Annotated in this window: 20 protein-coding genes; 12 read left to right on the plus strand and 8 right to left on the minus strand. The window is 64.5% G+C overall.

Annotated elements, in window-relative coordinates:
* The first annotated feature begins 18 nt into the window (after positions 1 to 18).
* Together AB4Z43_RS10100 and AB4Z43_RS10105 are read left to right on the plus strand one after the other, a co-directional pair.
* The gene (locus AB4Z43_RS10100) at positions 19 to 606 is read left to right on the plus strand and encodes a TetR/AcrR family transcriptional regulator (protein WP_019862344.1); all 588 of its coding nucleotides are present in this window, start codon (positions 19 to 21) and stop codon (positions 604 to 606) included.
* Between the two features lie 314 nt (positions 607 to 920).
* Complete coding sequence (locus AB4Z43_RS10105; RefSeq protein ID WP_069090636.1) at positions 921 to 1,232, plus strand: DUF3303 domain-containing protein; 312 nt, start codon at positions 921 to 923, stop codon at positions 1,230 to 1,232.
* A gap of 196 nt (positions 1,233 to 1,428) precedes the next feature.
* Here the strand turns inward: AB4Z43_RS10105 and AB4Z43_RS10110 are convergent, their stop codons facing one another.
* Both AB4Z43_RS10110 and gshB read right to left on the minus strand, forming a co-directional pair.
* Complete coding sequence (locus tag AB4Z43_RS10110) at positions 1,429 to 2,961, minus strand: YifB family Mg chelatase-like AAA ATPase (RefSeq protein ID WP_441937239.1); 1,533 nt, start codon at positions 2,959 to 2,961, stop codon at positions 1,429 to 1,431.
* A gap of 522 nt (positions 2,962 to 3,483) precedes the next feature.
* Positions 3,484 to 4,425: a glutathione synthase gene (gene gshB / locus AB4Z43_RS10115; RefSeq protein WP_441937241.1), complete on the minus strand. Its 942-nt coding sequence runs from the start codon at positions 4,423 to 4,425 to the stop codon at positions 3,484 to 3,486.
* A 223-nt stretch (positions 4,426 to 4,648) separates the two neighbouring features.
* Here gshB and AB4Z43_RS10120 point away from each other — a divergent pair, with 223 nt between their 5' ends.
* From AB4Z43_RS10120 to AB4Z43_RS10160, 9 genes are all read left to right on the plus strand, one after another.
* On the plus strand, positions 4,649 to 5,893 hold the full coding sequence (locus AB4Z43_RS10120; protein WP_064985340.1) for a glycosyltransferase family 2 protein: 1,245 nt from the start codon (positions 4,649 to 4,651) through the stop codon (positions 5,891 to 5,893).
* The gene (locus AB4Z43_RS10125; RefSeq protein ID WP_441937243.1) at positions 5,890 to 6,297 is read left to right on the plus strand and encodes a GtrA family protein; all 408 of its coding nucleotides are present in this window, start codon (positions 5,890 to 5,892) and stop codon (positions 6,295 to 6,297) included. The genes AB4Z43_RS10120 and AB4Z43_RS10125 overlap by 4 nt, the downstream gene beginning before the upstream one ends.
* Before the next feature lie 115 nt (positions 6,298 to 6,412).
* Positions 6,413 to 8,230, plus strand: a complete 1,818-nt coding sequence (locus AB4Z43_RS10130) for a GtrA family protein (RefSeq protein WP_441937245.1) — start codon at positions 6,413 to 6,415, stop codon at positions 8,228 to 8,230.
* 209 nt (positions 8,231 to 8,439) lie between these two features.
* Positions 8,440 to 9,789 (plus strand): putative bifunctional diguanylate cyclase/phosphodiesterase, encoded by a 1,350-nt coding sequence (locus tag AB4Z43_RS10135; RefSeq protein WP_019862352.1) that lies wholly within the window; start codon positions 8,440 to 8,442, stop codon positions 9,787 to 9,789.
* A 266-nt stretch (positions 9,790 to 10,055) separates the two neighbouring features.
* On the plus strand, positions 10,056 to 10,823 hold the full coding sequence (locus AB4Z43_RS10140; RefSeq protein WP_019862353.1) for an SDR family NAD(P)-dependent oxidoreductase: 768 nt from the start codon (positions 10,056 to 10,058) through the stop codon (positions 10,821 to 10,823).
* Positions 10,820 to 11,779, plus strand: a complete 960-nt coding sequence (locus AB4Z43_RS10145; RefSeq protein ID WP_441937247.1) for a 2-dehydro-3-deoxygalactonokinase — start codon at positions 10,820 to 10,822, stop codon at positions 11,777 to 11,779. The genes AB4Z43_RS10140 and AB4Z43_RS10145 overlap by 4 nt, the downstream gene beginning before the upstream one ends.
* Positions 11,776 to 12,414 (plus strand): 2-dehydro-3-deoxy-6-phosphogalactonate aldolase, encoded by a 639-nt coding sequence (locus AB4Z43_RS10150; RefSeq protein ID WP_441937249.1) that lies wholly within the window; start codon positions 11,776 to 11,778, stop codon positions 12,412 to 12,414. Before AB4Z43_RS10145 ends, AB4Z43_RS10150 begins: the two co-directional genes overlap by 4 nt.
* The gene (locus AB4Z43_RS10155) at positions 12,414 to 13,286 is read left to right on the plus strand and encodes an SMP-30/gluconolactonase/LRE family protein (RefSeq protein ID WP_441937251.1); all 873 of its coding nucleotides are present in this window, start codon (positions 12,414 to 12,416) and stop codon (positions 13,284 to 13,286) included. The genes AB4Z43_RS10150 and AB4Z43_RS10155 overlap by 1 nt, the downstream gene beginning before the upstream one ends.
* Positions 13,287 to 13,438: 152 nt before the next feature.
* Positions 13,439 to 14,512, plus strand: coding sequence for a D-alanine:D-lactate ligase-like protein (locus AB4Z43_RS10160; RefSeq protein WP_441937253.1), 1,074 nt, complete (start codon positions 13,439 to 13,441; stop codon positions 14,510 to 14,512).
* 7 nt (positions 14,513 to 14,519) lie between these two features.
* Here AB4Z43_RS10160 and AB4Z43_RS10165 read toward each other — a convergent pair whose 3' ends face one another.
* Positions 14,520 to 15,056 carry an autotransporter gene (locus AB4Z43_RS10165; RefSeq protein WP_019862360.1) on the minus strand — a complete coding sequence of 179 codons (537 nt, stop codon included), beginning with the start codon at positions 15,054 to 15,056 and terminating at the stop codon, positions 14,520 to 14,522.
* Between the two features lie 78 nt (positions 15,057 to 15,134).
* Here AB4Z43_RS10165 and AB4Z43_RS10170 point away from each other — a divergent pair, with 78 nt between their 5' ends.
* Positions 15,135 to 15,881: a GntR family transcriptional regulator gene (locus AB4Z43_RS10170; protein WP_441937255.1), complete on the plus strand. Its 747-nt coding sequence runs from the start codon at positions 15,135 to 15,137 to the stop codon at positions 15,879 to 15,881.
* A 29-nt stretch (positions 15,882 to 15,910) separates the two neighbouring features.
* Here AB4Z43_RS10170 and AB4Z43_RS10175 read toward each other — a convergent pair whose 3' ends face one another.
* From AB4Z43_RS10175 to dnaJ, 5 genes are all read right to left on the minus strand, one after another.
* Positions 15,911 to 16,198, minus strand: coding sequence for a DUF1330 domain-containing protein (locus AB4Z43_RS10175; protein WP_019862362.1), 288 nt, complete (start codon positions 16,196 to 16,198; stop codon positions 15,911 to 15,913).
* Between the two features lie 16 nt (positions 16,199 to 16,214).
* Positions 16,215 to 16,928, minus strand: a complete 714-nt coding sequence (pyrF, locus tag AB4Z43_RS10180; RefSeq protein ID WP_038653622.1) for an orotidine-5'-phosphate decarboxylase — start codon at positions 16,926 to 16,928, stop codon at positions 16,215 to 16,217.
* Between the two features lie 11 nt (positions 16,929 to 16,939).
* Positions 16,940 to 17,536 carry an NADPH-dependent FMN reductase gene (locus AB4Z43_RS10185; RefSeq protein ID WP_019862364.1) on the minus strand — a complete coding sequence of 199 codons (597 nt, stop codon included), beginning with the start codon at positions 17,534 to 17,536 and terminating at the stop codon, positions 16,940 to 16,942.
* Positions 17,537 to 17,616: 80 nt separating this feature from the next.
* Complete coding sequence (gene pmtA / locus AB4Z43_RS10190; protein ID WP_019862365.1) at positions 17,617 to 18,219, minus strand: phospholipid N-methyltransferase PmtA; 603 nt, start codon at positions 18,217 to 18,219, stop codon at positions 17,617 to 17,619.
* 150 nt (positions 18,220 to 18,369) lie between these two features.
* Positions 18,370 to 19,500: a molecular chaperone DnaJ gene (gene dnaJ, locus AB4Z43_RS10195; RefSeq protein WP_019862366.1), complete on the minus strand. Its 1,131-nt coding sequence runs from the start codon at positions 19,498 to 19,500 to the stop codon at positions 18,370 to 18,372.
* Positions 19,501 to 19,534: the final 34 nt, after the last annotated feature.

Here is a 19,534-nt window from a genome sequence, read left to right on the forward strand (position 1 = left end):
CCTCCGCCGGAGCAAGTCATGAGCAAGCCTTCGAACACCGCCGACGAGATCCTGGCCGCCGCGCGAGCCTTCATCGTCGCGGGCGGCTACAATGGATTCAGCTACGCCGATATCGCCGAGGTGGTTGGCATCCGCAAAGCCAGCATCCATCACCATTTCCCCAGCAAGGTCGACCTCGTGCAGACCCTGCTCAAGCGTTACCTCGAGGATGCCGTCATCGGCATGGGAGGGCTCGAGCGCGATGTCCCCGAACCGCCCGAGTTGCTTCGAACCTATGCCGGCATCTGGGCCCGATGCATCGAGGATGCGAGCGTGCCGTTCTGCGTCTGCGCGCTGCTTGCCAGCGAGCTGCCCGCCCTTCCGCCGGAGGTTGCCGTGGAAGTCCGGGCGTATTTCCAGTTTCTCTCGGGATGGCTGACTGGCGTCATCGAGCGCGGCGCAGAACAGAGGACACTGGCAATATCGAATGCGCCGCGTGTGGAAGCGGAAGCCTTCATGGCGACCGTCCACGGGGCAATGCTTTCCGCGCGAGCCTATGGCGATGTCTTGACCTTCGGCATGATCCTGACGCCGACGCTGCAGAAGTTGATCCCCGCGACCGATTGATCCGGGCAAAGGCGGATCGGCCCGACGCGCGGTTTAATTGACCACAATGTTAGCATAGGTGGCTCCCCCGAAGCCGCACCTGTAGCTCCCAGCGACGGGCTGGTCGCGCGCGTGAAAATCGGCAAAACCGTGCTTTACGAGGCCCTCTACGCCCAAAATCAGCCGCATCCACCGTCAGGCCGAATGAGTTCTTCATACGTTCTCAAATGTCGGACAGATTCACCGCCTTTCCTGTCGTGATGCCTACCTCTTTTTGAAGGAGGGGAGCTACAATGCCGCTCGGGGATTTACGGTCACCCCAGAGGGAGGAGATTATGAAATACCTCGTAAATTGGAACGAGCGGCCACAGGGATCGGCGATCGAATACGAGAACGTCCAAAAGCGCATCCTGAAAATCTTCCGGCACTGGGAGATACCCAGCGAAGTCAAGGTACATGCCTTCGTGGCGCGGGTGGGTGAATGGGGTGGCAGCATGCTGATCGAGGCAGATGACCCGCTGGTAGTCCACAAAATGTGTTCGACCTTCCCGGCGTTCCAATTCGACGTCCATCAGGTCATCGACGTTCAGGACGCGGTCCGCGTCGAGATGGAAGCTATCAAATGGCGGGATGAACTTCCTTCATGAGCGGCAGCCGACGAGGCTGCGCATCTCGCAAAAGCCGGACGAGGCGACGCATTCGGAGCGCACTCGCTTCACCGGCTTCGTGGGATCCAGCCGGTGCGCTCACGAAGCAGGTCGCGCACCGAGGCATGGATGCCGGCTTTTGGGGCGAGACAGTACCTGGGTGCTGCGGAAGTGATTGGCGACGGCGGAAGGCGCTCTACGCCGCCTGCGCCACGCGTTCCGAACTCATGCGATAGGAAATCGCCTCGGCAAGATGGATGCGGCCGACGGTTTCGCTGGCGTCGAGGTCGGCCAGCGTGCGCGCCACTTTCAGCACGCGGTGATAGGCCCGCGCCGAGAAAGCGAGTTTCTCGCTGGCGTCCTTGAGCAGCGACAGGCCGGCTGCGTCGGGCATCGCGATGTCCTCGATGACAGAAGGTGCGCAATGGGCGTTGGTGGTGGCGCTGGTCACGCCGAGCCGTTCGAAACGCTCGCGCTGCAGGGTGCGGGCGCGTGCGACGCGCAGCGCCACATCAGCACTCTTCTCCGCTCGATCCGGCCTTATCAGGTCGCTGGCCGAGACCGCCGGCACTTCGATCCGCAGGTCGATGCGGTCGAGCAGCGGACCGGAAATGCGTGCCTGATAATCGGTGCGGCAGCGTTCGCCGCGCAGGCAGCGATAGCCCGGTTCGCCGGCCATGCCGCAGCGGCACGGGTTCATCGCCGCCACCAGCTGGATGCGCGCCGGATAGGTGACGCGGTGGTTGGCGCGCGCGATCATGCAGTCGCCCGTCTCCAGCGGCTGGCGCAGCGCGTCGAGCGTCTGCGGCGTGAACTCGGGGAACTCGTCGAGGAACAGCACGCCGTGGTGGGCGAGCGAGACTTCGCCCGGCCGTGCGCGCAACCCGCCGCCGACCATTGCCGCCATCGAGGCCGAATGGTGCGGGGCGCGGAACGGCCGCCGGTCGGTCAGCTTGCCTTCGCCGAGCTCGCCCGCCACCGAGGCGATCATCGAGACTTCGAGCAATTCCTTCGGCGCCAGCGGCGGCAGGATCGACGGCAGCCGCTGCGCCAGCATCGATTTTCCCGAGCCTGGCGGGCCGACCATCAGCAGATTGTGGCCGCCGGCCGCCGCCACTTCCAGCGCCCGCTTGGCCGTCTCCTGGCCCTTGATGTCGGCAAGGTCGGGCAGGTCGCGCGCCGCGGGGTGGATACCGGCCTCCGGCCGCGACAGCACCTGCGTGCCACGGAAATGGTTGGCGATGGCGATCAGGCTGCGCGGCGCCAGAATATCGAAGTCCTTGCCGGCCCAGGCGGCTTCCGGCCCGCAGGCGAACGGACAGATCAGCCCCTTGCCCTCGGCATTGGCGCCGATCGCCGCCGGCAGGGCACCGGCGACGGCGGCAATGGTGCCGTCGAGCGACAATTCGCCAAGCACGACATAACCGGCCAGCATGTCGCCCGGAATGGCGCCAAGCGCGGCCATCAGGCCAAGCGCGATCGGCAGATCGTAATGGCTGCCTTCCTTGGGCAGGTCGGCCGGCGCCAGATTGACCGTCACCTTCTTCGACGGCATCGACAGGCCCGACGCATGCAGCGCCGCCTGCACCCGCTCACGGCTTTCGGCCACCGCCTTGTCGGGCAGGCCGACGATCTGCATGCCGACCTTGCCGGGCGCGATCATCACCTGCACGTCGACCGGCACGGCCTCGATGCCCTGGAAAGCGACCGTGCGAACCCGCGCCACCATTTTCCCACCCCGGATATGGGCCGCAACCCATGCGATAGGCCTGGAACGTGGCCCCGGCAGAAGACAATCACAGATTGCCGGTCAAATCAAGAACATTACGAGAACAAGGCAATCGCTATGGTTGCAGCCGGATTGACCCCGGTTGAAAAGGCGGAACATGGTTAATACGAACTGAAAACGGAAAATATCGCTGTGTGCCTATGACCGCAGGGAGGCGCGACATCGTCACAGAATTGTCAGCCCCAGTCTCGCGGCAGGTCTCATTTCGATCCACCCAGGGAGTGAATATGAGCAGCCATGAAAATGACTGCCAGGATAACCAGTATCGAAGCAAGTCCGTAAAGGCTTCGGTCCTTCTCGTCGAGAGGACGAAAGAATTTACCTCGCATGCTGTCAACCCAAATAAATTCACCAGTGATGCCGCAATACCGAAACAAACGGCGAGTATTAAAAAGACATTTTCATATAGGATGCTTGCCACATTTCTCCTCCAGGGTCGCTTAGGCAGCAGGGTGTCGGAGGTTACTTCCGCTTCCCCTCGACCGCATCCCAGAACAGGCTGGCAACGTCGGCGCCGCCGAAGCGCTGCACTTCGCGCACGCCGGTCGGCGAGGTAACGTTGATCTCGGTCATGTAGTCGCCGATGACGTCGATGCCGACCAGGATGAAGCCGCGTTCCCTGAGCGACGGCCCGATGCGGGCGCAGATCTCGCGCTCGCGCTCGGTCAGTTCGGTCTTCTCGGCGCGGCCGCCGACATGCATGTTGGAGCGGGAATCATGCTCGGCCGGCACGCGGTTGATGGCGCCGACCGGCTCGCCGTCGATCAGGATGATGCGCTTGTCGCCCTTGCGCACATCCTTGAGGTAGCGCTGCACGATATAGGGCTCGCGGAACAGCTGGCCGAACATTTCGAGCAGCGAGGCGAGGTTGCGGTCGGCCTCGTGCAGATGGAAGATGCCGGCGCCGCCATTGCCGTAGAGCGGCTTGACGATGATGTCGCCGAATTCCTTGCGGAAGGCGGCGACTTCTTGGCTGTCCTTGGTGATCAGCGTGTCCGGCATCAGGTCGGCAAACTCGGTGACGAAGATCTTTTCCGGGCTGTTGCGCACCCAGGCCGGGTCGTTGACGACCAGCGTCTTCGGGTGGATGCGCTCGAGGATATGCGTGGTGGTGATGTAGTTCATGTCGAAGGGCGGATCCTGGCGCAGCAGGACGACGTCCATCTCCGACAGGTCGGTGCGCACCTTGTCGCCCAGCGAGTAATGGCTGCCCTTCTCGTCGCGCACCTGCATCTCCTCGATGCGCGCAAACACCTTGCCGTCGCGTAGCGACAGCCGGTCGGGCGTGTAATGGAACAATTGGTGGCCGCGCCGCTGCGCTTCCAGCGACAGCGCGAACGACGTGTCGCCGGCGATCGACACGGTGGAGATATGGTCCATCTGGACGGCGATTTTCAGCTTCATGGCGGGTCCCCAGCGCAGTCGACGAGAGCGATATAAGGGTCGCCGCGCCTTCTGCCAATCGCGACATCTGAAGATCGGCAACAGCAGGGCACAATCCCCGCCAGCCCAATCGCGACAAGACAAGCGGCCGCGTCATCGTTTTCTTAAGCCTTGCTGTACAAGAATAGGCCTCGAATACCCCAACGGCAGGCGCCGGATGGGGGCCCTCGATGGAACAACGACCATGAACGCGCTCACCGCCATCCGCGCCGCCGCGACCAAACAGCTTGAACTCACCATCCTGATGCCGTGCCTCAACGAGGCCGAGACGCTGGCCGTTTGCATCGGCAAGGCCAGGGCTTTCCTCGACAAGGCCGGAATCCTGGGTGAGGTGCTGATCGCGGACAATGGCAGCACCGACGGTTCGCAGGAGATCGCGGCCCAGGACGGCGCTCGTGTCGTTCCGGTGGCGCAGAAGGGCTATGGCGCGGCACTTCTCGGCGGCATCGCCGCCGCCAGGGGGCGCTTCATCATCATGGGCGATGCCGACGACAGCTACGATTTCGGCGCGCTGGATGCCTTCATGACGCGCCTGCGCGACGGCGCCGACCTGGTCATGGGCAATCGCTTCCAGGGCGGCATCGAAACCGGCGCCATGCCGCCGCTGCATCGCTATCTCGGCAATCCGGTGCTGAGCTTCGTCGGCCGCCTGTTTTTCCGCATCAAGACCGGGGACTTCCACTGCGGCCTGCGTGGCTTCAATGCCGAGAGCATCCGCAAGCTCGACCTGCAGACAACCGGCATGGAATTCGCCAGCGAAATGGTGGTGCGCAGCGCGCTTGCCGGGCTGCGCATCGAGGAAGTGCCGACCACGCTCAAGCCCGACGGCCGCAGCCGGCCGCCGCATCTCAGGACCTGGCGTGACGGCTGGCGGCATCTCAAATTCCTGCTCGTCTACAATCCGCGCTGGATGTTCTTCATCCCGGGCGCGGCGTTGTGCGGCCTGGGCATGCTGTTCGCGGCCCTGCTGGTGTTTGGACCGCTGCGGGTGATCGACAATCTGTCGCTCGACCTCAACACTTTCGTCGCCGCCTGCTTCATGATCATCACCGGCATCCAGCTCATCACCTTCGGCGCCATATCGCGATACTATGCCGAGATCACCGGCATCCTGCCGCGCAGCCGCGGGTCCGACTGGCTGAGAAGGACCATCAGCACCGACCGTCTTGCCGCCAATGCCGGCATCTGCTTTGCCGGCGGCGTCCTGTTCTTCGGCTATGCGGTGCTGCGCTGGGCGCATCTTGGCTTCGGCCCGCTGAACGATTCCGAAATCCCGCGCATCGTCGTGCTGGGCCTGAGCCTGATCGTCATTTCGTTCCAGGCCTTCTTTTCGGCATTCCTGCTCGGTGTCCTGGAGATTCCGGTCAAGCGGCTGAAAGCCGGCCAGCCCGGCGGATCCGGCGAAGCCGCCGCGACTGCCGAAAAATGAGCCGGCTTCTACGAAGATTCGCCGCGGTACGGCTTGTCCGGTTTGTCATCGTCGGCGTTGGCGCGGCGCTGCTGTTGTTCATGCTGTCATGGGCCTTGGTGTCGGCCGGTTTGCCGCCATTCGTCGGAAGCGTCATCGCCTATATGCTGGCCTTCGTCGTGGCGTATTCGGCACAACGTGGCTGGACGTTCGAGGGACGCCACGACCACGTCCATGCGTTTCCACGCTATCTCGTCACCCAGCTGGTCTGCGCAGCGTTTGCAGGCCTGTCCGCCCATGTCGCGGTGTCGATATTTTCCGCCTCGCCGCTGATCATGTCAGCCATTATCACGGTCGCCGCAAGCGCCGCGAGCTATGTGCTCTCATCGGTCTGGGTGTTTCGCGACGATCAAAGAGCCGCGTGAAGGCATTCGACGGCGGCCCGCCGACGCGATGCGACGACGTGCAAGGCTGGTTTAAGATTTGCGCAGTGAGTTCGCGATAACTTCCGTCGCGAAAAGAGCGCCCAGAGGCCGTCCCGTGACTCCTGCCGATACCATGATCTCCGTCGAGGCCAAGCCACTTCCGTCACGGCGCAACGACCTTGCGCTCGTGCTCGTCGCCACGCTGGTGATGGTTGCCGTCAGCGCTCTCAGCGGATTCCGCGACTTGACCGACGCCGGCGGCGACAATGACAATCTGCTGCGGCTGGTCGAGGTTCGCGACATGCTGGCCGGCCAGGGCTGGTTCGACCTGCATCAGTACCGGATGGGTCTTGAAGGCGGCTTCATCATGCACTGGTCGCGGCTGGTCGACGCGCCGCTCGCCGCAATCGTTCTCGTAGCCTCGGCGCTGACCGGCAGCATGGCCAGGGCCGAGACCATCGCCGAGGTGCTCTGGCCGGCGCTGCTCTTCTACCTCGCTTTGCTCTTTACCGCCCGCGCGGCGCGCAGTTTCGCCGGTGCCGCAGCCGTGCTGCCGGCCGTCGTCATCGGCGCCGCGGCGCTGCACTTCATCGGCATCTTTTCGCCCGGCTCGCTCGATCATCACAATGTCCAGCTGACGCTGACCATGGCCTGCCTGAGCTTGCTGCTCGATGCACCCGAGCAGCGCTGGGCCGCGCTGCTCGCGGGCCTGTGCGCGGCGCTGATGCTGGCCGTCGGCATGGAAACGGCGCCCTACGTCGCCACCATCGGCGCGTGCATTGCCCTGCTGTTTGTCGCCGACCCCAGCGGCGAGGGGCGGATCGCCAGGGATTTCGGCCTTGGCTTTGCCGTCGTTTCGGGGCTGGTCTTCCTCACCACCATCGCCCCATCGGCGTGGGGCCAGCCGCAATGCGATGCTTTCTCGACAGTGCAGTTCGTGATGGCCGCGGTCGCCGGATGCGGCCTTGCCGCCGTGGCATCGCTCGACATGGCTAACGCCACGCTCGGCCGTCGCCTGTTTGCGCTCGGCCTGCTTGTGCTCGTGCTGGGCGCTGTCGTGGTGTCGCTTTTCCCGCAATGCCTGGCAGCCCCCTATGCGAACCTCGATCCGCGCCTCAAGGAATTGTGGCTCGACAACATCGAAGAGGCGCAGTCGCTGTACAAGCTCGTCATCTACAACCAGGTCGCGGTGGTGGAGCGTTTCGCCACGCCACTGGCGGCGATCCTGCTGATGGCGCTTGGCCTCGGCCGTGGCGGCTCGCGGCGGCAGGACAGCCTCGTTGGCGCGCTGCTGGTGGTGGCGTTCCTGGTCAGTGCCTGGCAAGTGCGCGGCTCGACCTTCTCCATTGCCTTGGCGGTGATCCCGCTTTGCGCCTGGATCGCCAAATGGCGGCAGCGGGCCGAAGCCAGCCCATCGCGCGGTTCCGCGCTCAGGGTGGCCGCGGCCTGGCTGGTCTCGGTCAACGCACTCTGGGCGTGCGCGGCCGTGGCTGCATCGAGCGCCTTCGAAACCGCTGAGGCCGTCAAGGCCGCCAGTGTCGATGGGAACTGCCAAGGCAAGACCTCGTTCGCAGCGCTCAGCCAGCTGCCGGACACCACCGTGCTCGCCATTTCCAATCTTGGCTCGCCCATCCTGGCCTATTCCGGACATCGCGTGTTCGCCGGGCCGTATCATCGCAACGTCGCGGGAAACCTGCTTGCACTCGATACCTTCCTCGGATCGGCCGCCGATGCCAGGTCGGTGGTCGAAAGCCACCATGTCGGGCTTGTCGCGCTCTGCCGCGGCAACCCGGAAACCCGCCTGCTCGTCGGCAGGGCGCCGGACGGCTTTCTGGCCGGGCTGACGCGCGGCAATTTGCCGGACTGGCTGGAGCCGGTGGCGGAGACACGGGGTGCCCAGCTCGAGCTCTATCGCGTCAAGCTCGGCGGCTGAAAATCAGCGCGAAAACAAAGGCTTGACGCTTGGTTTAGCCGGCTCCCCGGGGTATCCGGCTTTCTGCCCCGGCAAGATCGCCGGTGAAACCCGGATTCCGCTTTTCCGGATTACGTTCCGGCCGCGAAAAATCGATTTTCGAGATACGTTTCCTAAAGGGTTTGCTGGCAGTCTCCGACACAAATTCCGACGTTAAAACAGGGACACCGATGCAAACTCCGTTTGGCACCGGTCAGGCAAACAGGGAGAGCACGGATCTGGCCTTCACCGATCCGTTGACCGGGCTTGGCAACCATCGCCGCTTCTTCGACAAGGTCGATCGCCTGATCAGCGACCGCGCCGATGATCCCGCGCCCTTCACAGTCGGCATTCTCGACCTCGATGGCTTCAAGCCTATCAACGATCTGTTCGGTCACAAGGCCGGCGACGACATCCTGATCCAGGTCGCCATGCGGCTGCGCGCCTCGATGGACGGCCATTCGACGGTCTGCCGCATCGGCGCCGACGAATTCGCCTTCCTCTATCCGCTGGTGTTCTCCGAGGACGCGGCGGCGGAAAAAGCCCGCATGCTGATCGAGATCCTGTCGGCGCCCTACGATGTCGGCGAACGCACCGCCAGGCTGTCGGCCTCGGTCGGCTGCTCGCTGTTCTATTCCGGCGACGAGACCACCGAGATCCTCGTCAACAAGGCCGAGACGGCGCTCTACCACGCCAAGCGTTCCGGCCGTGGCCGCGTCGTCGTCTACACCCGCGAGATGGAAGAGGCGGCCAAGCGCGTCACCCGCATCGAGCAGGCGCTGCGCCGCGCCGTCTCGGCCGGCGAGGTGGAACCGCATTTCCAGCCGATCGTCGACCTCACCACGCGCCGCACCATCGGCTTCGAGACGCTGGCGCGCTGGACCGATCGCGATCTCGGCGCGGTGCCGCCGACGGTCTTCATCCCCATCGCCGAGGAGCGCGGCATCATCGGCCCGCTGTCGCAGCTGGTGCTGCGCAAGGCGACCGAGGCGGCGAGGAGCTGGCCGAGCGACCTGTTCCTGTCGTTCAACCTGTCGCCCTCGCAGCTCGTCGACCAGAACACCGGCCTGCACATATTGGCGATCCTCGACCGCACCGGCTTCGATCCGCGCCGTCTCGAGATCGAGATCACCGAGACCGGCCTGATGAACGACCCGGCCTCCGCCGCGCAGATCGTCGAGGATCTACGGCGCGTCGGCATCCGCGTCTCGCTCGACGATTTCGGCACCGGCCAGTCTTCGCTCGGCCGCCTGCGCGAATTCCATTTCGACAAGCTCAAGATCGACCGCGCCTTCGTCGCCTCCATTCTCGACGACCGCCCGTCCGAACACATCATCCGCGCCATTCTCGCCATGTGCGAAGGGTTGGGCATGGATGTGGTCGCCGAAGGCATAGAAGAGGAAGCGCAGGCCGATCGCCTGGTCCAGTTCGGCTGCGCCGGCGGGCAGGGTTATCTGTTCGGCAAGCCGGTCGATGCCGACGCCACGCTCGGCTATCTCCGCGATTCCTTCCGTGGCGCCCTGCGCGCCAAGGCGATCTGACCGGCGCTTTCGGCCTAATCGACATTCCGCCGATATCGCGGCGCGCTTCCGGTGCGGCGCATTGTCGTTTTGTCCGACATAAGCCTGCAAATCCGACGTTTCGCCCTTGCCCGCGCGACTTGCGTGGCTAGGATGCGCGCCGTTCATGCCTACAGCACCGCGCGTCCTTGGGACGCGCAAAGGACGCTGTAGCAACTTATATTTGCGCATGATCCCTGTCCGAAAATCGATCCGATTTTCGGGGTCATGCGCCGGGAGAGAAGAATATGATGCCATCGGCGGATTTTGCCGACCTCAAGGGAGCCTCGGTGCTGATCACCGGCGGCGGTTCCGGGATCGGCGCGGCGCTGACCGAGGGTTTCGTGCGCCAGGGTGCCAATGTCGCCTTCATCGACATCGCCGAGGGGCCGAGCACGCTGCTTGCCGACCGCATCGAGAAGGAATTCGGCCGCCGGCCGCTCTACCTCAAGACCGACCTGCGCGACATCGAGGCGCTGCGCGCCTCGGCTGCCAGGGCGGCACAGGCGCATGGCGATGTCACCGTGCTGGTCAACAATGCCGCCTGGGACGAGCGCCACGCCGTCGAGGACGTGACGGTGGAGTTCTGGGACAACAACCAGGCGATCAACCTCAGACCACATTTCTTCACCGCGCAGGCGGTGGCACCGGGCATGAAGCGGGCCGGCGGCGGCTCGATCATCAACTTCACCTCGACATCCTACCTCATCAACCACCCTGACATGCCGGCCTATACCGCCGCCAAGGCGGGCATCCTCGGCCTCACCAAGGGGCTGGCAGGCAAGCTCGGGCCTGACCGCATCCGCGTCAACGCCGTCGCGCCAGGCTGGGTGATCACCGAACGGCAGCAGGAACGCTGGGTGACCGAAGGGGCGCTTGCCGCCCATGTTGCCAAGCAGTGCATCAAGGAGGTCATGCGCCCGGACGACATGGTCGGGACGGTGCTGTTCCTCGCCTCGGACGCCTCGCGCATGCTGACCGCGCAGATGCTGATCGTCGACGGAGGTTTTCTGTGAGCCCGGAATTTGCCGGCAACGCTCCGGCGGTCGCCGCGCTCGATTGGGGCACGACCCGGCTGCGCGCATGGCTGATCGACGGCAGCGGCAAGGTGCTGGCCGAGCGCCGCGGCGATGACGGCCTGATCACCGCGCGCGAAAAAGGTTTTTCGAACGTTCTGGAAGGCCATCTGGCAGCCATGGGCGCGCCGGAAACACTGCCCGTCATCATCTGCGGCATGGCCGGCTCTCGTCAGGGCTGGATCGAGGCGCCGTATGTGACCGTACCGGCGCCGATCGGCGCCATCCTTGGCGGTGCCGCTCGCGTGGCTGATCAGAAACGCGACATCCGCATCGTGCCGGGTCTCGCTCAGCGCCTGGCCGATGCGCCCGATGTCATGCGCGGTGAGGAAACACAATTGGCCGGCGCCGGTTTGCCGGCAAAGGGGCGGCATCTCGCCTGCATGCCCGGCACCCATTCGAAATGGGTGCTGGTCGAGGATGGCGCGGTTGCCGGCTTCGGCACATGGCCGACCGGCGAGTTGTTTTCGGTGCTGGCCGCGCACTCCATCCTCAAGCATTCGCTGGGCGAGCATCCGGCTCCCGTCACCGGGGACAATACATTCTTCCGGCAATGGTGCGAACGCGCGCTCGGCGAGGGTGGCGATGTCACCTCGAAGTTGTTTGCCATCCGTGCCGCCGGGCTCTTGCAGGACCTGAAGTCGGAAGATGCGGCGGCCTGCCTGTCCGGGCTTTTGATCGGCGGCGAGATCGCCTCGGCGAAGCGCCGCTATGGCGCCGGCGATGCGCCGGTCGTGCTGATTGCCTCGGGTACGCTCGCTGTGCTCTACCAGGCTGCACTCGACCTCGCAGGGCTTGCCGTCCGCGCCGTCGACGCCGACGAAGCGGTGCGCGCCGGACTCACCGAAGCCGCGCGCGAAAACGGCATGATCGTCAGAACCGGAGCCTTGGCATGACCGAGACCGCAGCCTTTCCAAAACTCAAGCGCGGGCTGGTCGCCATCCTGCGCGGCCTGAAACCCACCGAGGCGATTGCCATGGGGCAGGCGCTGTTCGATGCCGGCATCGAGGCGATCGAAGTGCCGCTCAACTCGCCCCAGCCCTTCTCGTCGATCGCCAGGATTGTCCAAGTGCTGCCGAAGTCGGCCTTGATCGGGGCCGGCACGGTGTTGACGGCGGCCGATGTCGACGGCCTGCACCAGGCCGGCGGGCGGCTGCTGGTCAGCCCCAACATCGATGCCGAGGTGATGGCGCGCGCTATGCACTACGGCATGGTGACCATGCCTGGCGTGTTCACGCCGACGGAAGCCTTCCAGGCGATCCGGCTGGGCGCTTCGGCCTTGAAATTCTTTCCGGCGAGCGCGCTCGGCGCATCCGGCATTTCCGCCATCCGGGCGGTGCTGCCGGCGCAGACGCTGGTCGGTGCCGTTGGCGGCGTTTCGGAGAAGGATTTTGCCGGCTACAAGGCGGTGGGCGTCACGGTGTTCGGCCTGGGCTCAAGCCTTTTCAAGCCCGGCATGAGCGTCGACGACGTCGCGGCGCGTGCGCACGCCGCCGTCGCGGCCTGGGACGCGGTGTTCGGAGAAGCATGATGAGCGCGGTTTCGGTTTTTTCCGATCACATCTGCCAGCTCGGCGAAGGCCCGAGCTACGATCCGGCCAGCGATGCGCTGTTCTGGTTCGATATTGTCAACGGCCAGCTTCTGGAAAAGCCGCTCACGGGCGCGCTGAAAATCCACGAGCTTGGCCAGATGGCCAGCGCCATCGCCATCATCGACGACCAGCGCCAGCTGATCGCCACCGAGACCGGGCTTTTTGTCCGCGAGGTCGCGACCGGTGCGATGACGCTGCATACGCCCATCGAGGCCGACAATCCGCTCACCCGCTCCAACGATTCCCGCGTCCATCCCTGCGGTGCCTTTTGGGTCGGCACGATGGCCAAGGACGAGAGCAAGGGTGCGGGCGCGATCTACTGGTTTTTCAGGGGCGAGTTGCGCCGCCTGTTTTCGGACATCACCGTGTCGAACTCGATCTGCTTTTCGCAGGACGGGACGATCGCCTATTACACCGACACCGCGACCGGCCTGTTGATGCGCGTCGCCTGCGATCCGGCGACTGGCCTGCCGGTTGGCGTACCGAAAGTGTTCGTCGACCATCGCTCCTCGAAGGGCTATGTCGACGGCTCCGTCGTCGACCGCGATGGCGTGCTGTGGAATGCCGTCTGGGGCGGCGCGGCGGTGAAGGCCTATTCGCCCGATGGCGCATTGCTGCGCGAAATTCCCATGCCGGTGACGCAGGCCTCCTGTCCCGCCTTTGTCGGCGCCAAGGCCGACCGTCTGGCGGTGACCTCGGCCTGGAAGGGCAAGGACGACAAGCAGCGCAAGCTCGATCCGCAGGCGGGCATGACCTTCCTCATCGACATCCCCGTCAACGGCCGGTTCGAACCGCGCGTGCTGATCGCCTGAACAGAGAGCGCCCGAACAGACTGGGCGATCGGCGCCGCCCCTCTTCATAGCGGTGTTGTCACGCAGGCGTCCGGCTTGGGTCGGTTTCGCGAAAGCTGTTTGCGTCGGCCGTGCGATGGTAGGCGATCGCATCGCCGGGAATCGTCCATCTCATGTCGAGCCGCAAGCCGAAGCTGATCCTTGTCTACGAGCCGGAGAAGGCCTGCTTCGACCGGCTGGTCGCCGACGGCTTCCCGCCGCAGCGCGCCACCGAAATCTCGTCCTACCTGGCGCAGTCGACGGACATCGCTCCCGAATTCGCGGCACTCGCCGTCGCCTGCGAGGCGCGCGGTCTCGCCTTTGCGCCGGTGGCGCTCGACGATGCCGCCGAGGCGCTGGAGGGTGAGGATGTTGAGAACACGCTGGTCTGGACGTTGTCTGATGGCGTCGCCTATTTCCGTGGCGGCGCGGCTCCTGCGCTGGCCCGGCTCAAGGGGTTGCGGACGATCGGAGCCGACGATTCGCTGTTCGCGCTCTGCCAGGACAAGTTCCGCTCCGGCGCCGTCCTTGGCGCGCTCGGCCTGCCGGCGCCGCAGGCCGGCCTTGCCCGCGATGGCAAATGGCTGGTCGAGCCGCCGGCCTCCACCGCCGGCTGGTTCGTCAAGCCCAATCGGCTTGGCGCCAAGATAGGCATCTGGCCGGATTCCCGGTGCTATGAGCTGGCCCATGCGCTGGAGCTTAGCCGGCGCGTCTTCGCCGCCTATCGCGACGATGTCGTCGTCCAACCCTATGTCGCCGGCCGCAATGTGCGCGCCAGCTTCCTCGGGCTGACGCCGCAAACCGGTGTCGAGGCGCTCGGCATCGCCTTTGTCGATTCCGGCGCGGATTTCCAGACCATGGCCGACAGCATGGCGCTCTACGGCGAAACCGGCGAGGCGGCGAAGGCGGCAGGACTTTATGCCGAACCGGAGCTCGTCGCCGTCGCCGATGCCCAGCCGGTCGCCGACGCCAGGGTCAGGGCGATCGCCGGGCGGCTGATCGGCGGGCTCGGCCTGCGCGACGTGTTTTCCATCGACCTGCGCGTCGAGGCCGACGACACGGTTCACCTGATCGAGTTCGAGGTCTGCCCCGGCCTTCCCTGCTTCGATTTCCGCGCCTATTGCCGCCAGCAATGGGGCCTGAACCTCGCCGATGCCATGGCGGCGACGGCGGCAGGCCGATTTATCGGTCAGCGCCGCAGCGGCTAGGCTTGGCCTATATCGGTCGCGCGCCGGCCATGTACCTGGCGTTGTCGAAGGGTTCCGGCCGGTTGTCGGCAAGGCTCCACAATTGGCGGTCGGTGCCCGGCAGATCGCCGAGATAGACATGCAGGGCGCCGGAGCGGGCGCTGCCGGTATTGGCGACTGAGTGGATGGTGCTGGAAGACATGTGCACCAGCGAGGGCGCCGAAAAATCCTGCCGCTCCGGCTCGTCGACCTTTTCGCCGGCGAGCGGGTAGATGAAATTGGTCTCGCCGCCCCAATAGATGCCGACCAGGGCGTCCATCAGATGGTTATGTGGCGGATACTGCACCCCGGGCGAAAGCGTGATGTGGTAGATCGTCAGCTTCGGGCTGGCATGCAGCAAAAGCTCGTCGTCCTCCTCCTCGTGAACCAGCCCGCCGAGCGCATGGAAGCGGTTGGTATAGTCGCTCAAGACAGCCTTGACGTCCTCGAAAGGATTGGCGCCAGCCGCCGCGTTGACGATATCCCTGATCGCGCGGTAGAGAGGGGAGTCGGCCGATAGAGGCATGCCACAGCTCCTGACTGAGATGCTCAGTTAGCATAGCTAAGATGGCCAATGTCAAGACCGATGCAAGGCGAGACAAGCATGAAGCCGACAAAAGCCACGCCATCGAAATCGGCCGCGTCCCCGGATGGTACGCCGGCGCTGTCGACGGCGGATGTGCTGCGCAGCGAACAGGCCTACGAACAGCTGAAGAGCGATATCGTCGCTTGCGTTCTGCCGCCCGGTGAAGCGCTGACCGAAAAGCAGATCGAGGCACGCTACGGCATCAAGAAGGCGACGATCCGCTCCGCACTTGCCCGGCTCATGCAGGAGGGTCTGGTCAGGAGCGAGCCGCGTCGCGGCTATGTCATCACCACGCTGACCCTACGCGACGTCAACGAGATCTTCGACGTGCGCAGCCTGGTCGAGCCGGAAGTGTTCCGGGTTGCCACCACCGGCATCACCGAGCGCGGGCTGGAAGAGATCAGGCTGGCGGCCAGAAAGGTGCTGAAGCCGGAGACGCTGCGCAGCCCTGTTGCGTTCCTCGCGGCCGACCGTGCCTTCCGCCTGGCGATCGCCGAGCTTTCCGAGAATTTGCGGCTGGCACAGCTGCTCAGCCAGATTCTCGACCAGTCGGAACGGGCGCTCCATCTCGGCTTCAAGTCGCGCGATTTCATGCCGCTGATCATCGAACAGCAGAAGCAATTGCTGCAGGCCTGCGAAAAGAGCGACGTTCCCGGCATCGTGAAACTCGCCCGCTCGCAGTGCCTTGCCCTCAAGCACCAGCTGGTCGGGGCGCTGCTTGGCGGGGCAAAGCTGCGGGATGTGAACCTTCAGGACTTCATCTGAAGTAGTTCCGGGGAAAAGCGCTGAGCGCTTCAGGCCCCTTCGACCAGCACGATCTCGCCGTCGGCGACCTTCTGGCGGATGGCGACCGCGCGCTGATATTCCGGCGAGTGGTAGCAGTCATGCGCGATCGCAAGCGATTCGAATTCGATGATCACGTTGCGGGCGCGGCCAGGCCCTTCGGCCAGCTCATGGGCTCCGCCGCGTGCCAGGAATTTCGCGCCAAAACGGTCGAAGGCGAGCTTCGAAGCGGCGATATACTCCTTGTAGCCTTCGGCATCGCGCACATCGACGCGAGCGATCCAGTATCCCTTGGGCATTGTTCTCTCCCTTATTCTATGCAGAGCGCATTTCGTCGAGGATCGCCTGCGCCGCCGCGCGGCGGTCGCTTGCCGCGACGATCGGGCGGCCGACGACGAGATGGCTGGCGCCGTTGCGGATCGCTTGCGCCGGCGTCACCACGCGCTTCTGGTCGCCATGGTCGCTGCCCACCGGCCGGATGCCGGGCGTCACCACCGCCATGTCGGGTCCGACGATGCGGCGCACCGCTTCGGCTTCCGCGGCCGAGCAGACGATGCCGCCCATGCCGGCATGCAGCGCCTGTTCCGAGCGCCGCAGCACCAGCGTGTGCGGGTCATATTCATAGCCGACATCGATCATGTCCTGCTCGTCCATCGAGGTCAGCACGCTGACGGCGAGCAGGCAAAGGTCGCTGCCCCTGGCCGCGTCCACCGCCGCACGCATCGCCTTGGGATAGGCGTGGATGGTCAGCATCGTCATGCCCATCTTGACGATGTTCTCGACGCCCTTGGCCACCGTGTGGTCGATGTCGAGCAGCTTCATGTCGAGGAAGATTTTTGTCCCGCCGCTGGCCAGCTCCCTGGCGAAGTCGAGCCCGCCGGCGAAGGCCAGCTGATAGCCGATCTTGTAGAAGGAGACGACGCCGTCGAGTTCGCGCACCGCCTGCTCGGCTTCCCGCACGGTCGGCACGTCGAGGCCGACGATCAGTCTTTCCTGGATGGACTGGGCCCGGATGGATTTGGCCTGCATGGTCGTGGCGGTCACGCCTCGATCCGGGTCGACAGCATGCGCGAGGTTTCGATCAGCGTGCGGCATAAATGCTCCATCGATTTGTACAGTCTTTCGTCACGGAAATTGCCGCCTTCGTCGAAGGCGTCGCCGCCGTCCGGCACCGAGCATTCCGGTGTCACCACCTCCATCTGGCAGCGTACCAGCACCGCGCGCAGATGGTTGATGCAGCGTATGCCGGCAAAATGGCCATTGGAGGACGAACACAGCCCGACGACCTTGCCGGCAAGCGGCCTGACCGATCGGCCGCCATCGCGGCGCACCCGGCTCACCCAGTCGATCGTGTTCTTGAGCAGCGGCGGGATCGAGCCGTTATATTCGGGCGTGGCGATCAGCAATCCGTCATGGGCTGAAATCAGACGGCCGAGTTTGACGGCGTTTTCGGGGACACCCTCCTCCTTCTCCAGATCCTCGTCGAGGATCGGCAAGGGATAATCGGCGAGCGAAATGCGGGTCACCTCGGCGCCCTGCACCGCAAGTTCCTTCTGCGCCACATCGGCGGTCCTGCCGCTATAGGCGCCGCTGCGCACCGAGCCGGCGAAGACGAGGATTTTCGGGATCACTGCCATTGCTTCGCAAAGAGAGTAGGCAGTGGGGAATAGGCAGTAGGAGATAAGCGGTTCCTGACTATTCCCTACTGCCTACTGCCTTATCCCTCTCTTCGATAGATCCACAGCTGCGTCGGCGGGATGTTGCGGAAGATGAAATCGAAATGCTTGACAGTGTAGTCGCCGCGGCCGGCCGGGATCGGCGACATCGGGCCATAGGTTAGCTGCACGATCGGGCGGCCCGCCGGGATGCGGTCGAGCAGGCTCTCTATATAGGCAATGCGCTGGGCGACCGGGAAATTGAGCAGCGGCACGCCGGACACGACGGAATCGAAGATCATCCCGCTCCTCTCGCCAAGCGTCGCGTTGAGGTTGAAGGCGTCGCCCTCGATGACGTTGACGCCGGGATAGAGCTGGCGCAGATGGCGCACGAAATCGGTGTTGTATTCGACGGCATAGAGGTTTTCGGGCCGTACGCCCTGAGCGAGGATGGCGCGGGTGATGACACCGGTGCCCGGACCGACTTCAAGCACCGGCAGGCCGGACCTGGGATTGACGATCGAGGCCATCTTGCGCGCGGTGATCGAACTGGTCGGCACGATCGAACCGACCGTCTTCGGCTTGTCGATCCAGCCCTTGAAGAATTTGAGTTCGTCGTCGAACTTCTCGGCAAGCGCCTTCCGCAGTCCGTGACCACGTGTCATGCAAGCTCTCCTCAAGGCTCCCCGCAAAGCTACTTAACATCTGGTTGACGCAAGGCAAGGCGTTGCGAGACGCATGTCGTGGATAAGATAGATTTCGTCGCGTCTCAAAACACGGCGCGTTTCATGCATTCCCGCGCCGTTCTTGCACTATCAGCGCTCGCCGAAAGACTCGAAAAAATCCTTCATGCGGGCGAAAAACCCGCTCGATTGGGGCGAATTGTCCTGCGAGGACAGCTGTTCGAACTCCTCCAGCAACTCGCGCTGGCGGCGCGACAGGTTCTGCGGGGTCTCGACAGCGGTCTGGATGTAGAGGTCGCCGACATTGGGCTGGCGCAGCACCGGCATGCCCTTGCCCTTGAGGCGGAACTGGCGGCCGTTCTGCGTGCCTTCGGGTACTTTCACCTTGGTCTGGCTGCCATCCAGCGTCGTCACCTCGAAGGAGCCGCCAAGGGCGGCCGTCGTCATCGAGATCGGCACCTTGCAATAGAGGTCGGCACCGTCGCGCTGGAAGAATTCATGCGGCTTCACCGCCAGGAAAATATAGAGGTCGCCCGAAGGCCCGCCGCGCAGGCCGGCCTCGCCCTCATTGGCAAGGCGGATGCGGGTGCCGTCCTCGATGCCGGCCGGAATGTTGACCGACAGCGAACGCTCCTCGGTGACGCGGCCCTGGCCGGCGCATTTCGGGCACGGATCCTTGATCGTCTGGCCGCGGCCCTGGCATTGCGGGCAGGTACGCTCGATCGAGAAGAAGCCTTGCGTGGCGCGCACCTTGCCGTGGCCATGGCACATCGAGCAGGTCACCGGCTGGGTGCCGGGCTTGGCGCCGCTGCCGGAGCATTCCGTGCAGGAGATCGAGGCCGGCACCCGGATCTGCGCGGTCTTTCCGGCGAAAGCCTCTTCCAGCGAGATTTCCATGTTGTAGCGCAGGTCGGCGCCGCGCTCGCGGCCGCCTGACGATCGGCGCTGGCGCCCACCCATCATGTCGCCGAAAATATCCTCGAAGATGTCGGCGAAGCCGCCGGCGCCAAAGCCTTGCGCGCCGCCATTCATGCCGCCCTGTTCGAAGGCGGCGTGGCCGAAACGGTCATAGGCCGCGCGTTTCTGCGGGTCCTTCAGCGTCTCGTAGGCTTCGTTGATTTCCTTGAACTTGTGCTCGCAGGAATGATCGCCGGGGTTGCGGTCAGGATGGAACTGCATGGCGAGCTTGCGAAAAGCGCTCTTGAGCTCCTTCTCGTCGGCGCCCTTTTGCACGCCCAGCGTTTCGTAGAAATCAGCTTTCATTTTTTCCCGCTGTCCGGATGCTCAACGTCTTGAT

The organism is Mesorhizobium sp. 2RAF45 (genome assembly GCF_052115225.1).
Taxonomy (GTDB): domain Bacteria; phylum Pseudomonadota; class Alphaproteobacteria; order Rhizobiales; family Rhizobiaceae; genus Mesorhizobium; species Mesorhizobium jarvisii.

What these genes read in the sequence shown, in the direction of transcription:
- AB4Z43_RS10100 (WP_019862344.1), top strand. Translation starts at nt 19, where the DNA reads ATGAGCAAGCCTTCGAACACCGCCGACGAGATCCTGGCCGCCGCGCGA.
- AB4Z43_RS10105 (WP_069090636.1), top strand. Translation starts at nt 921, where the DNA reads ATGAAATACCTCGTAAATTGGAACGAGCGGCCACAGGGATCGGCGATC.
- AB4Z43_RS10110 (WP_441937239.1), bottom strand. Translation starts at nt 2,961, where the DNA reads ATGGTGGCGCGGGTTCGCACGGTCGCTTTCCAGGGCATCGAGGCCGTG.
- gshB (WP_441937241.1), bottom strand. Translation starts at nt 4,425, where the DNA reads ATGAAGCTGAAAATCGCCGTCCAGATGGACCATATCTCCACCGTGTCG.
- AB4Z43_RS10120 (WP_064985340.1), top strand. Translation starts at nt 4,649, where the DNA reads ATGAACGCGCTCACCGCCATCCGCGCCGCCGCGACCAAACAGCTTGAA.
- AB4Z43_RS10125 (WP_441937243.1), top strand. Translation starts at nt 5,890, where the DNA reads ATGAGCCGGCTTCTACGAAGATTCGCCGCGGTACGGCTTGTCCGGTTT.
- AB4Z43_RS10135 (WP_019862352.1), top strand. Translation starts at nt 8,440, where the DNA reads ATGCAAACTCCGTTTGGCACCGGTCAGGCAAACAGGGAGAGCACGGAT.
- AB4Z43_RS10140 (WP_019862353.1), top strand. Translation starts at nt 10,056, where the DNA reads ATGATGCCATCGGCGGATTTTGCCGACCTCAAGGGAGCCTCGGTGCTG.
- AB4Z43_RS10150 (WP_441937249.1), top strand. Translation starts at nt 11,776, where the DNA reads ATGACCGAGACCGCAGCCTTTCCAAAACTCAAGCGCGGGCTGGTCGCC.
- AB4Z43_RS10155 (WP_441937251.1), top strand. Translation starts at nt 12,414, where the DNA reads ATGAGCGCGGTTTCGGTTTTTTCCGATCACATCTGCCAGCTCGGCGAA.
- AB4Z43_RS10160 (WP_441937253.1), top strand. Translation starts at nt 13,439, where the DNA reads ATGTCGAGCCGCAAGCCGAAGCTGATCCTTGTCTACGAGCCGGAGAAG.
- AB4Z43_RS10165 (WP_019862360.1), bottom strand. Translation starts at nt 15,056, where the DNA reads ATGCCTCTATCGGCCGACTCCCCTCTCTACCGCGCGATCAGGGATATC.
- AB4Z43_RS10170 (WP_441937255.1), top strand. Translation starts at nt 15,135, where the DNA reads ATGAAGCCGACAAAAGCCACGCCATCGAAATCGGCCGCGTCCCCGGAT.
- AB4Z43_RS10175 (WP_019862362.1), bottom strand. Translation starts at nt 16,198, where the DNA reads ATGCCCAAGGGATACTGGATCGCTCGCGTCGATGTGCGCGATGCCGAA.
- pyrF (WP_038653622.1), bottom strand. Translation starts at nt 16,928, where the DNA reads ATGCAGGCCAAATCCATCCGGGCCCAGTCCATCCAGGAAAGACTGATC.
- AB4Z43_RS10185 (WP_019862364.1), bottom strand. Translation starts at nt 17,536, where the DNA reads ATGGCAGTGATCCCGAAAATCCTCGTCTTCGCCGGCTCGGTGCGCAGC.
- pmtA (WP_019862365.1), bottom strand. Translation starts at nt 18,219, where the DNA reads ATGACACGTGGTCACGGACTGCGGAAGGCGCTTGCCGAGAAGTTCGAC.
- dnaJ (WP_019862366.1), bottom strand. Translation starts at nt 19,500, where the DNA reads ATGAAAGCTGATTTCTACGAAACGCTGGGCGTGCAAAAGGGCGCCGAC.